Below are 11,885 nucleotides of genomic sequence, written 5' to 3' on the forward strand. Positions count from 1 at the left end.
ACCACCTGCACCGAGTGTGGCCGCTGCCAGTCGCAGTGCCCCGCCTGGAACACCGAGAAGCCGCTCTCGCCCAAGCTGCTCATGATGGGCCTGCGCGAGCACGCGTACGCCACCGCCGCCGGCACCGCCGGTGAGCGCACCCTGATCGGCAAGACCGACGTCGACGCCGCGCAGGGCGCGACCGCCGAGGTCACCGACTGGTTCTACAACCCCGAGGGCGGCGACTTCGTCATCGACGAGGACGTCCTGTGGTCCTGCACCTCGTGCGGCGCCTGCGTCCAGCAGTGCCCGGTCGACATCGAGCACGTCGACCACATCATGGACATGCGCCGCTACCAGCTGCTCGTGGAGTCCAACTTCCCGGCCGAGCTCAACCAGCTCTTCAAGGGCCTGGAGAACAAGGGCAACCCGTGGAACATGTCGCCCAACGCCCGCATGGAGTGGGCGCAGGGCCTCGAGTTCGACGTGCCGGTCGTCGGCGAGGACATCGAGTCGCTCGACACCGTCGACTGGCTGTTCTGGGTCGGCTGCGCCGGTGCGTACGAGGACCGCGCCAAGAAGACGACGCGTGCGGTCGCCGAGCTGCTCAACATCGCCGGCGTCAGCTTCGGCGTCCTCGGCAACGGCGAGACCTGCACCGGTGACCCGGCCCGCCGCGCCGGCAACGAGTTCGTCTTCCAGGGCCTGGCCGCGCAGAACGTCGAGACGTTCAAGGAGTTCAAGGTCAAGAAGGTCGTCTCGACCTGTGCCCACTGCTTCAACACGCTCAAGAACGAGTACAAGGACTTCGGCATCGAGCTCGAGGTCATCCACCACACCCAGCTGCTCAACCGCCTCGTGCGCGAGGGCAAGCTGACCCCGGTCAAGGAAGGCGCGGGCGCGGCGAAGCGCTCGATCACCTACCACGACCCGTGCTACCTGGGCCGCCACAACGAGGTGTACACCCCGCCGCGCGACCTGCTGCAGATCCTGCCCGGCGCCGAGTACGTCGAGATGGAGCGCAGCCAGGAGCGCTCGTTCTGCTGTGGTGCCGGTGGCGCCCGCATGTGGATGGAGGAGACCCTCGGGTCCCGCATCAACGTCAACCGTACGCAGGAAGCCGTCGCCACCGGGGCCGACCAGATCGCCGTCGGTTGCCCGTTCTGCCGCGTGATGCTGGCCGACGGCCTGACCGCCGAGCAGGCCGAGGGCCGTGCCGCCGAGGCCGTCGAGGTCCTCGACGTGGCCCAGATGCTGCTGGCGTCGGTCAAGGGCGAGCAGGCCACCAAGCTGGCTCCCGGCGAGACGTCCGAGGGCGCCGCCCCGGCCAAGGCTCCGGCTGCCAAGGCCGCCCCCGCCGCTCCGGCCGAGGCCGCCCCGGTGGAGGCCGCCCCGGCCGCACCGGCTGAGACCAAGCCGGCGGGTGGGTCGCTGTTCGACGACGCCCCGGCTGGCGGGTCGCTGTTCGACACCCCGGCACCTGCCGCCCCGGCGGCTCCGGCCGGTGGGTCGCTCTTCGACACTCCGGCACCGGCTGCCCCGGCGGCCCCCGAGGCGAAGAGCGGCGGCTCCCTGTTCGACGAGGGCGGGTCGCTGTTCGACACCCCCGCTCCGACGGCTCCGGCCGAGCCCACCCCGCCGGTCGAGCCTGTCGAGACCAAGCCCGCTGCGGACCTGGGTTCCGGTGGCTCGCTGTTCGACGTGGCTCCCACCGAGCCCGCTGCTGCGCCCGTCGAGCCGGCCTCGACCGCGCCCGCCCAGGACCTCAACGCCGGAGGCTCGCTCTTCGACGTGGCTCCCACCGAGCCTGCTGCTCCGGCTGCACCGGCCGCTCCGGCCGAGAGCAAGCCCGCGGCACCGGCCCCTGCCGTCGACCTGAATGCCGGCGGCTCACTGTTCGACCTGGCCGCTCCGGCGACCACGCCGGTCGAGCCGGTCGAGACCCCCGCGGCCGAGGCCACCCCGGCGGTCGAGCCTGTCGAGGCCACCCCGGCCGCGCCCGCGGCCCCGGTGGCGCCGGCGGCGTCGAGCGGTACGGCCAGCACCCCGCGTACCGACGTCGACATCAGCGCCGCCGGCTCGCTGTTCGACATCGAGGCCCCGCAGGGCTCCGTCCAGGTCGCCCCCGGCACCGTCGCCCCGGCGGCTCCGGTGGCCGGTGCGGCTCCCGCCCCGGTTGCTGAGGCACCCGTCGCGACGCCGGTCGAGCCGGTCGAGACCCCCGCGGCACCTGCACCGGTCGAGACCCCGGCCGAGGCGGCTGCTCCGGTCGAGCCTGTCGAGACCACCCCGGCCGCGCCCGCAGCCCCGGTGGCGCCGGCGGCGTCGAGCGGTACGGCCAGCACCCCGCGTACCGACGTCGACATCACCGCCGCCGGCTCGCTGTTCGACATCGAGGCCCCCCAGGGCTCCGTCCAGGTCGCCCCCGGCACCGTCGCCCCGGCGGCTCCGGCTGCTCCGGTGGCCGAGCCGGCGCCTGCCGAGACCCCGGTTGCTGAGGCACCCGTCGCGACGCCGGTCGAGCCTCCGGCCGCCGAGGCAGCTGCTCCGGTGGAGCCGGTCGTCGAGGCACCGGCGGCCGAGGCACCGGCGGAGGCCCCCGCGGCTCCCGCCGCGCCGGCCGCACCCGCCACGCCGGTCGTCTCGAGCGGGGCGACGCACACGCCCCGTACGGACGTGGACATCAACGCCGCGGAGTCGTTGTTCGACCTGTGACAGTCAACTGACGGAGGGCCTCGCACCACACGGTGCGGGGCCTTCCGCCATTTCTCACGCGCCCGGCACCCACGCCAGCGCCGTACGGCCAGGCCCTATCTGAATCGTCAGGCAGGGCCCTGCCCACAACGATGTGGGGAACTTTGACCTGTTGTGGGGGTTGCAACGGCCACAACGTGACGAAGTCCCCGCCTAGGCGGGGACTCCTGCGACACCTGAGCCGCGTGGGACCAGAGTGGCCAGAGCGAACAGCAGCCTCAGCCCCGGGTACCCCCCACGGACGCCTCGACCTCCAGCATCCCCTCGGCAGCCTCCCGGTACGCGTCGGCGTACGTGCGCAGGTTGTCGAGGAAGCCGGCCACCTGGTCCTCGGGGATCGCGTCCAGCCCGGCGTTCATGAGGCGCATGGCACGGCCGACGTCGGAGGTGAAGTAGGCCAGGCCCTTCTCGGTAGCGCGGACGGGGCGGGCGGCACCCTCGCGGTCGCAGCGTTCGACGAGGCCAGCCTTGAGCGCCGCGTTGACCTGGCGGTTGACGGTCGACGCCTCGAGGCGCAGCTCGTGCGAGATCTCCTTCATGGTGCGGGAGTCGCCGTCGGCGAGCAGCCACAGCAGGCGCATGTCGGCCGTACCGAGGTTGAGCCGTGACTCCACGATCCTCGAGGCCCGTTCGAGGCGGGCGGTCGCGACGGCGACACCCCACGCCCTGGACGCCCGGATGCGGGCTGTGACCTGTTCCACAACGACCTCCCCTGTGCACGGACGGGATTCATGTGTAGCGTACACATCCTATTGATATGTAGGTTACACATCCTCTGTTCACCGGGAGAACCGTGCACGCACCGACCTCAGGGGCCACCGAGCCCGTCACCACCCGCTTCTCGCCGGGCCTGATCACCTTCGTCCTCGCACTGGGCAGCTTCTGCGGCGCCCTCATGCAGTCGCTGGTCATCCCCATCCAGGCCGAGATGCCGGAGCTGCTCAACACCAGCGCCGCCAACGCCTCCTGGGCCATCACCGCGACCCTGCTCGCGGCCGGCGTCACCATGCCCGTCACCGGCCGCCTCGCCGACATGTACGGCAAGAAGAAGGTCATGGCCGTCTCGGCCGGCATCCTCGCCGTCGGCTCGCTGATCGCCGCCCTGTCCAGCACCCTCGCCCCGTTCCTGGTCGGCCGCGCACTGCAGGGCGTGGCGATGGGCTACATCCCGGTCGCCATCAGCATGGTCCGCGAGATCGCACCCCGGGAGAAGCAGGCCGGCGCGGTCGCGGCGGTCAGCGCCACCATGGGCGTCGGCGGCGCGCTCGGCATGCCGCTCTCGGCCTGGATCGCGGAGAACTACACCTGGCACACCCTCTTCTGGGTCTCCACCGGCCTCGCCCTGCTGATCCTCACGCTGACCCTCGTCGTCATCCCGCACATCCACGACGAGCACCCCGCCCACCTCGACCTCGTCGGCGTCCTCGGGCTGGCCGTCGGCCTCTCGTCGTTCCTCATCGGCATCAGCAAGGGCTCCGGCTGGGGGTGGGCCGACGGCCGGACGCTCGGCGCCATCATCGGCGGGCTCCTCGTCCTGCTCGCCTGGGGCGCGTACCAGCTCAAGCACCACGACCCGCTGGTCGACCTGCGTACGACGGCCAAGCGGCCGGTGCTGTTCACCAACCTCGCCGCCATGCTGATCGGCTTCGGCATGATGGCGCAGACCATCGTCGTTCCCCAGCTGCTGGAGATGTCGGAGGCCACCGGGTACGGCCTGGGCCAGTCGATCCTGCACGCGGGCCTCTGGATGGCGCCGGGCGGCCTGATGATGATGGCCTTCGCGCCCGTGTCGAGCCGGCTGATCAACACGATCGGCGCGCGGATCACGCTCTCGATCGGCGCCGTGGTCATCGGCTGCGGCTACCTGGTCGCCAACTTCCTCACCAGCGCCCCGTGGCAGCTGATGGTCGCCTCGATGATCGTCTCGGCGGGCGTCGGCATCGGGTACGCCGCGATGCCGACCCTGATCCTGGACAACGTCCCGGAGCACGAGTCCGGCTCCAGCGTCGGCGTCAACGCGCTCATGCGCTCGGTCGGCACGACCGTCGCGGGCGCCGTGATGGCCGCCGTGCTGACCAGCAAGACCGTCGAGCTGGCCCCCGGCATCTCGATCCCCAGCGAGGCCGCCTTCCACGCGTGCTTCATCATCGGCGCCGGCGCCGCGTTCGCGGGCGCGCTGGTCGCGCTCCTCGTCCCGCGCCAGCGCAAGGACGCGACGGCCCCGGCCGTCGAGGACGCCGGCCTGCAGGCCGCGCCCGCCCACTGACCCCACCCCCCCTTCCGGGGTCAGCACACGACAGGGCCCGCGCACCGTGACGGTGCGCGGGCCCTGTCCGTACGACGCTCAGGACCTCATCGACACGCCCCGGCGCCAGTAACCCATGAAGGCGACCTGGCGTCGGTCCATCCCCAGCCCCTTGACCAGGTGGCGGCGCAGGCCGGTGACGGTGGACGACTCGCCCGCGATCCACGCGTAGTCGCCCGGGACCGGGCCCGCCGTCTGCTCGATCTCCTCACCCGAGGAGGAGTACGTCGGCGTCTCCCACGGCTCCGGGTCGGCGTCGGCGACCTCGGGCTGCGCGTCCACCTCGCCCCGGGCACCCAGGTGCGCCAGCACGGCGTCGGTCAGGGCGGTCCCGTGCTCGCGTCCACCACGTACCAGCCAGGTCACGTCCACACCGACGGGGGCGCGTACGTCGAGCACGTCACCGTCGACGGGGACCTCCATGAATGCCGCCCCGGTCGCGTCCAGCGGCAGCTGCTCGAGGATCGCGCAGATCGCGGGAACGGCCGTCTCGTCGCCGACCAGCAGGAGCCGGGCGCCGCTGGGCGGCAGGAACTCGATCCCGCCGAACTCGCTGCCGCGGCGCGGCATCAGCACCACCGCCCGGGAGCCGGGCGCCGCCGCCGCGGCCCAGTCCGCGCCCGGACCACTGGCGCCGGGGTGCAGCACCACGTCGAGCACGACGCGGGTGTCGGGGCCGGTGCCGCGCAGCTCCCGCAGCGTGTACGTGCGCATGTGGCCGCGCTCCTCGACCGGGCGCTCCAGCCACGTGCCCAGCCAGGACTCGTCGGCGCCCTCGACCGAAGTGAGGCCGCCGGAGGGGTCGGGGACGACCAGTTTGAACCGCTGGTCCCACCAGCCGCGCTCCCCCGCCTCGTCGAGACCGACGTCGGCGAGGCCCTCACCGGCCAGCTCGAGCCGTACGAAGCTGGGGCTGAGGCGCTCCACGGACGCCACCGTCACCTCGGCGAGGACGAACGGGAGCGTGGGGGCCTGCGTGCTGGTCATGAGTCCTCCTGGACGGTGACGGTGGCGCGGCCGCGACGGCCGATCGGGACCACCAGAGGCGTGTGCGAGACGGGGTCGGGGACGACGCGGCACTCGAGGCCGAAGACCTCGTGGACGAGCTCGGCGGTGACCACCTCGGTCGGCGGGCCCTGGGCCACCAGCCGTCCGTCCTTCATCGCGACCAGGTGGTCGGCGTACCGGGCAGCGAGGTTGAGCTCGTGCAGCACCATGACGATCGTGGTCCCGCGGGCGGCGTTGAGGTCGGCGAGGACGTCGAGCAGCTCGACCTGGTGGGCGAGGTCGAGGAACGTCGTGGGCTCGTCGAGGAGCAGCAGGTCCGTCTGCTGGGCCAGCGCCATCGCGACCCAGACCCGCTGCCGCTGACCGCCGGACAGCTCGTCGACGGTCCGCTCGGCCAGGTCGACGGTGCCGGTCATCTCCAGCGCCGACGCGACCGCGGCCTCGTCCGCCGCGCCCCACCGGCGCAGCAGCCCCGCGTGCGGGTGCCGGCCCCGCCCCACCAGGTCGGCGACCGTGATCCCCTCCGGCGCCAGCGCACTCTGCGGGAGGAGCCCGAGGGTACGGGCGACCTGCTTGGTGGGCAGGGTGTGGATCGCCTGGCCGTCGAGGAGCACGTGGCCGGCGGTGGGACGGAGCAGCCGGGCCAGCCCGCGCAGCAGCGTCGACTTGCCGCAGGCGTTGGCGCCCACGACGACGCTCACCTTGCCGTCGGGGACGGCGAGGTCGAGGTCGGTGACGATACGGCGCTGGGCGTACCCGAGGTCGAGGCCCTCGGCCCGCAGCCGCGTGGCGGTGGTGCTCATGTCGTTCTCCTTCCGGCGCGCCCGGTGGCCAGCAGCCACAGCAGGAACGGCGCCCCGACGGCGCCGGTCACGACGCCCACGGGGAAGTTGATGTCGGTGAAGGCGTAGTCGCCCACGTAGTCGGCGCCGACCACGAGCGCCGCGCCCACGAAGCCCGCGCCGAGCAGGGTCGTACGGCCGGCGTTGAGGAAGCGGGCCACGGGACCGGAAAGGAACGCCACGGAGGCGACCGGGCCGGCCGCGGCGACCCCGACCGCCGCGAGGACGGTGGCGACGACCAGCAGCAGGTTGCGCCGCGACGGGCTCTCACCGAGCCCGGTGGCGACGTCCTCGCCGAGCTCGACGGCCCGTACGCTGCGGGCCAGCCACCCCACGAGCGGCAGCAGGACCGCGAGGACCAGGACGAGGACCGCGATCGTGGGCCAGTCGGCCTGGCTGACGCTGCCGGTGAGCCAGCGCAGGACCACCTGGGCGTCCCACTCGTCGGCGCGGACGAAGAAGAAGTGGATCACCGAGCTGAGTGCGGCGGCCATGCCGATCCCGGCCAGCACGAGGCGGTGCGTGCCTCCGGGGCCGGCGACCAGGCGTACGACCAGGGCTGTCGCGACGGCGCCGAGCACCGCCGCGACCGAGACCCACGGCCCCTCGAGGCCGAACCCGACGACCGCGGCCACGGCGCTCGCGCTGGCCCCCACCGACACCCCGATCACGTCCGGGCTGGCCAGCGGGTTGTGCAGCGTGGACTGGAAGACGGCCCCGGCGACGCCGAAGGCGAAGCCGACCAGCACGGCGAGCACGGCCCGGGGCAGCTTGACCTCCATCAGGATGAAGGAGGCGCCGGGGATCTGCTCGCCGAGCAGGATGCGGAAGAAGTCGGGGACCGTGATCGTGTAGTCGCCCAGCAGGACCCGGGCGACGAAGAGGCCCACCGCGACGGCCGCCAGCGCGCCCACGACCCGGCGGCGACGACGCACCGGGGCGCGACGGGCCGCGCGGAGCGCGTCGACGGTGGCGGCTGACGGCACGGCCGGGACGACCGGTCCGGTGACGAGGGTCGGTCCGTTCACAGCGCACCTCCGCGGGAGCGGCGTACGAGCAGCAGGAAGAACGGGACGCCGACCGCGGCGGTCATGATGCCGACCTGCACCTCCGAGGGCGGCAGGACGAGCCGACCCGCGGTGTCGGCGAGCAGCACCAGGGTGGCGCCCACCAGCGCGCAGGCGGGGATCAGGCGCGCGTGCACGGGCCCGACCAGCGCCCGCACCGTGTGCGGCACCAGCAGGCCGACGAAGCCGATCGGACCGGCCAGCGCGGTGGCCGTTCCGGCGAGCAGGATGACGCCCGCCCAGACCACCACCCGGTCCACGGCCGTACGACGCCCGAGCCCGCGCGCCACGTCGTCGCCGAGGGCGAGCGCGTCGAGCAGCCGCGAACCGTTCAGCGCCAGCAGCGCACCGACAGCCAGGAACGGCAGGCCGGTGAGCAGCACCTCCAGGCCGCGCCCCCCGACGGTGCCCACGCTCCAGTAGCGGTACGAGACCATCGTGGCGCGGTCGAGCAGGAGCACACCGCTGCTGAGGCTCGTCGCCGCGGCGGTCAGGGCCGCACCCGCCACCGCGATCTTGACCGGGGTGGCGCCGCCCGGACCCATCGAGGCGATGCCGTGCACCAGCAGCGCGGCGACACCGGCCCCCGCGAACGCGAACCAGACGTACGACTGCAGCCCGCTCACCCCCAGCACGGAGATGCCGAGCACCATCGCCAGCGACGCGCCGGCGTTGATGCCGAGCAGGCCGGGGTCGGCGATCGGGTTGCGGGTCAGCCCCTGCAGCAGCGCGCCTGCCATACCGAGCGCCGCACCGACGGCGGCCGCGAGCAGCGTGCGGTCCGTACGAGCGGCCGCCACACCGTGCTCGGGGTCGCTGGCGTCCCACAGGGCGCTCAGGGGTACCGGCTCGGCGCCCAGCGAGGCGGACAGCAGCGCCGCCACCAGGAGCGCGACGACCATGCCCACGGTGACCAGTGCCCACCGCGACCGGCCGGTTGTGGCGAACCGGCCGGTCGGTGGCGTACCAGCCCCCGGGTCACCGACCCGGGTGGGAGGTCTGGTCACGACGTGGGTCACTTGTTGCCGGCAGCCTCGACGACGTGGGGCAGGAAGCTCTCCACGATGACCGGGATCGACAGCGGCGTCGGGTTGGTGACGGCCAGGCCGAGCTCCTTGTCGACCTCGGCGTACGCGGCCCCGCGCGCGAGGGCGGGGATCCGGCCGAGCAGGCGGTCCTTGGTGTACGTCGCCAGGTCCTGGTCGGTCTCGGCGTACGTCAGCAGGACGTCTGCCTCCAGCGTGGCCGCCTTCTCCGCCGAGACGCTGCCGTAGAACTGGCCGTCCTCGACGACCTCGGAGACGACCGGGGCGGGCACCAGGCCGAAGTCGGACATGATCTCCACGCGCGGGTCCTGCTCGGCGTACACGCCGACGGTCGAGAGGTCGGCGGTCGTCAGGTAGGTGAAGAGGAACGAGGTGTCGGCGAGCTCGGGGTTGGCCTCACCGGCGTCGGCGATCGCCTGCTCGGTGTCGGCCAGGATCTCCTCGCCCAGCGAGCTGCGGCCGAGCGCCTTGGCGACGGTCTCGAACGAGGTGCGCCACGGCGTGACCCACGGCGCGTCGGGGTACGCGACGACGGGGGCGATCTCGCTGAGCTTCTTGTAGTCCTTCTCCGTGATGCCCGAATTGGTGGCCAGGATCAGGTCGGGGGCGAGCTCGGCGATCTCGGCGACCGGCGTGCCGTCGGTGTCGTCGTAGCGGACGGGTGCCTCGGCACCCGCCTCCTCCAGGGCGGCGTCGAACCAGTCCGAGGAGCCGGCGTCGTTGCCGCCCCAGGTGAGCTTGGTGGCGCCGACGGGCACGACGCCCAGGGCGAGCGCGTGGTCCTGGTCGGTCCAGCCGACGGTGGCCACGCGGGTCGGCTCGGCCTCGATGGTGGTCTCACCGAAGGCGTGCTCGATGGTGACGGGGAACGCGTCGGCGTCGACCGCGGTCGTGGGCTCGGCGTCCTTCTGGGCGTCGTTGGAGGTGGAGCCGGTGCTGCAGGCGGTCAGGGCGAGCAGGACGCTCACGCAGGCCGCGCCGATCGTGCGCTTCATGGCAGGGGGCCACTTTCATCCGAGGTCAGATAAGGCAAGCCTAACCTCAGTGGCGCTGATTAACGCAAGCCGCACGTGGCGTAATTGCCGTCTCGTCGGTCGCGCCTGTCGGGACCGACCGCCGGCCGCGCGCCTACTCGATGCGGGTGCGGTGGAAGTTCGCGTACGACCGGGACGGCGTCGGCCCACGCTGGCCCTGGTAGCGCGAGCCGTACTTGTCCGAGCCGTACGGGTGGGCGGCCGGCGAGGTGAGCCGGAAGAAGCAGAGCTGGCCGATCTTCATGCCGGGGTACAGCTTGATCGGGAGCGTCGCCACGTTGGCCAGCTCGAGGGTGACGTGGCCGGAGAAGCCGGGGTCGACGAACCCGGCGGTGGCGTGGGTCAGCAGGCCGAGACGCCCCAGCGAGGACTTCCCCTCGACGCGGGCGGCGAGGCTGTCGCCGAGCCCGACCACCTCGTACGTCGACCCGAGCACGAACTCGCCGGGATGCAGGATGAACGGCTCCTCGCCGTCGGTGGTGACCTCGCGGGTCAGGTCCGACTGGTCGACGGCGGGGTCGATGTGCGGGTAGCGGTGGTTCTCGAAGACCCGGAAGAAGCGGTCAAGGCGGATGTCCACGCTGGAGGGCTGCAGCATCGCCTCGTCCCACGGGTCCAGCACGATGTCGCCCGCCTCGAGGCTGGCGACGATGTCACGGTCGGAGAGCAGCACGGGTCCAACCTAGGGCAACCGCGGCGTCGGCGGCGTTGGCCCCGCGTGGACAATGAACGGGTGAACTACTCGCGTTACGTGGCCCTCGGAGACTCCTTCACCGAGGGCGTGGGAGACAACGACCCGACCCGCCCCAACGGCCTGCGCGGCTGGGCCGACCGCTTCGCCGAGGTGCTGGCGACCAAGGACCCCGACTTCACGTACGCCAACCTGGCGATCCGCGGCCGCAAGCTGGGCCCGATCATCGCCGAGCAGCTCGAGCCCGCGATCGCACTGCAGCCCGACCTGATCACGATCCACGCCGGCGGCAACGACGTCCTGCGGCCCAAGGTCGACATCGACGACCTGGCCCGGCAGTACGACGCGGCGATCGCTCGGCTGGTCGACACCGGCGCGAAGGTCGTCATGTTCACGATCTTCGACCCGGGCAGCACCGGGATCTACGCCGCGGTGCGCGGCCGGATGGCGCTGTTCAACGAGTGGGTCCGCGAGATCGCCGAGGCCCGCGACGTGACGCTGGTCGACATGTGGCGGATGCGCCACGTGGACCTCGCCGTCGTCATGGACTCCGACCGCATGCACATGAACTCGCTCGGCCACACGATGATGGCCGGCCGCGTGCTGGACGCGCTGGGCATCGAGCACGGCATCACGCCCGACCTGGACGTCGCCCTTCCGGTGCTGACCAAGAAGGAGCAGCGCGCCGAGAACGCCCGGTGGGCCAAGGAGTTCCTGGGCCCGTGGATCCACCGCCGGCTCACCGGCCGCTCGTCCGGCGACAGCGTGACGCCCAAGCGTCCGGCCCTGGCCCCCGTCGAGCTGTCCTGAGCCACCTGTCCACCGGTCTCCACCGGGGCTGGGAGCGTCGGGTACAGTTCGGATCGCTGACCGCCACCGCGGCAGTGCTGCGGACGTAGCTCAGTTGGTAGAGCGCGACCTTCCCAAGGTCGATGTCGCGAGTTCGAGTCTCGTCGTCCGCTCCGATCGAGGGCCCCGGGAGACCGGGGCCCTCGAGCATTTCAGGGCTTTCTCGGACGCTCGGCCTTATCAGCGTCGGACGATGCGGAACACCCTCGACGAGGAAGCGCGCGTCGTCTGGTCACCTGCGGCGTGGAACCGCCACTTCAGGCGCGAGCCCTTCACTCCACAGAACCGCTGATCGTTCCACCCCGCCTTC

10 protein-coding genes and 1 tRNA gene are annotated in these 11,885 nt (G+C 72.4%); 4 read left to right on the plus strand and 7 right to left on the minus strand.

Annotated features, from left to right (window positions below; all coding sequences use genetic code 11):
* Positions 1–2,694 (plus strand): (Fe-S)-binding protein (locus ACI379_RS07980; RefSeq protein ID WP_439791552.1); only part of this gene is annotated, 2,694 nt, incomplete at its 5' end.
* A 257-nt stretch (positions 2,695–2,951) separates the two neighbouring features.
* Here ACI379_RS07980 and ACI379_RS07985 read toward each other — a convergent pair.
* Complete coding sequence (locus tag ACI379_RS07985; protein ID WP_439791553.1) at positions 2,952–3,434, minus strand: MarR family winged helix-turn-helix transcriptional regulator; 483 nt, start codon at positions 3,432–3,434, stop codon at positions 2,952–2,954.
* A 92-nt stretch (positions 3,435–3,526) separates the two neighbouring features.
* On the opposite strand from ACI379_RS07985, the gene ACI379_RS07990 reads away from it, so the two are divergent.
* Positions 3,527–4,999, plus strand: coding sequence for an MFS transporter (locus tag ACI379_RS07990; RefSeq protein WP_439791554.1), 1,473 nt, complete (start codon positions 3,527–3,529; stop codon positions 4,997–4,999).
* 78 nt (positions 5,000–5,077) lie between these two features.
* On the opposite strand, the gene ACI379_RS07995 is transcribed toward ACI379_RS07990, so the two are convergent.
* The 6 genes from ACI379_RS07995 to dcd form a co-directional block, all read right to left on the minus strand.
* Positions 5,078–6,025, minus strand: a complete 948-nt coding sequence (locus ACI379_RS07995) for a siderophore-interacting protein (RefSeq protein WP_439791555.1) — start codon at positions 6,023–6,025, stop codon at positions 5,078–5,080.
* Positions 6,022–6,849 (minus strand): ABC transporter ATP-binding protein, encoded by an 828-nt coding sequence (locus ACI379_RS08000; protein ID WP_439791556.1) that lies wholly within the window; start codon positions 6,847–6,849, stop codon positions 6,022–6,024. The genes ACI379_RS07995 and ACI379_RS08000 overlap by 4 nt, the downstream gene beginning before the upstream one ends.
* The gene (locus tag ACI379_RS08005; RefSeq protein WP_439791557.1) at positions 6,846–7,916 is read right to left on the minus strand and encodes a FecCD family ABC transporter permease; all 1,071 of its coding nucleotides are present in this window, start codon (positions 7,914–7,916) and stop codon (positions 6,846–6,848) included. The genes ACI379_RS08000 and ACI379_RS08005 overlap by 4 nt, the downstream gene beginning before the upstream one ends.
* Positions 7,913–8,857: a FecCD family ABC transporter permease gene (locus ACI379_RS08010; RefSeq protein ID WP_439791558.1), complete on the minus strand. Its 945-nt coding sequence runs from the start codon at positions 8,855–8,857 to the stop codon at positions 7,913–7,915. The genes ACI379_RS08005 and ACI379_RS08010 overlap by 4 nt, the downstream gene beginning before the upstream one ends.
* Before the next feature lie 113 nt (positions 8,858–8,970).
* Entirely contained in the window at positions 8,971–9,996 is a 1,026-nt protein-coding gene (locus ACI379_RS08015; protein WP_439791559.1) for an iron-siderophore ABC transporter substrate-binding protein, read from the minus strand.
* A gap of 133 nt (positions 9,997–10,129) precedes the next feature.
* Positions 10,130–10,708 (minus strand): dCTP deaminase, encoded by a 579-nt coding sequence (gene dcd, locus ACI379_RS08020; RefSeq protein ID WP_439791560.1) that lies wholly within the window; start codon positions 10,706–10,708, stop codon positions 10,130–10,132.
* 60 nt (positions 10,709–10,768) lie between these two features.
* Between dcd and ACI379_RS08025 the strand changes: the two genes are divergently transcribed.
* A complete protein-coding gene (locus ACI379_RS08025) occupies positions 10,769–11,536 on the plus strand; it encodes an SGNH/GDSL hydrolase family protein (RefSeq protein WP_439791561.1) in 768 nt (255 codons plus the stop codon).
* 79 nt (positions 11,537–11,615) lie between these two features.
* Positions 11,616–11,688: transfer RNA gene (locus ACI379_RS08030), tRNA-Gly, on the plus strand.
* The last annotated feature ends 197 nt before the right edge of the window (positions 11,689–11,885 follow it).

The sequence above is a fragment of the Nocardioides sp. genome, from assembly GCF_051876515.1.
Taxonomy (GTDB): Bacteria; Actinomycetota; Actinomycetes; order Propionibacteriales; family Nocardioidaceae; genus Nocardioides.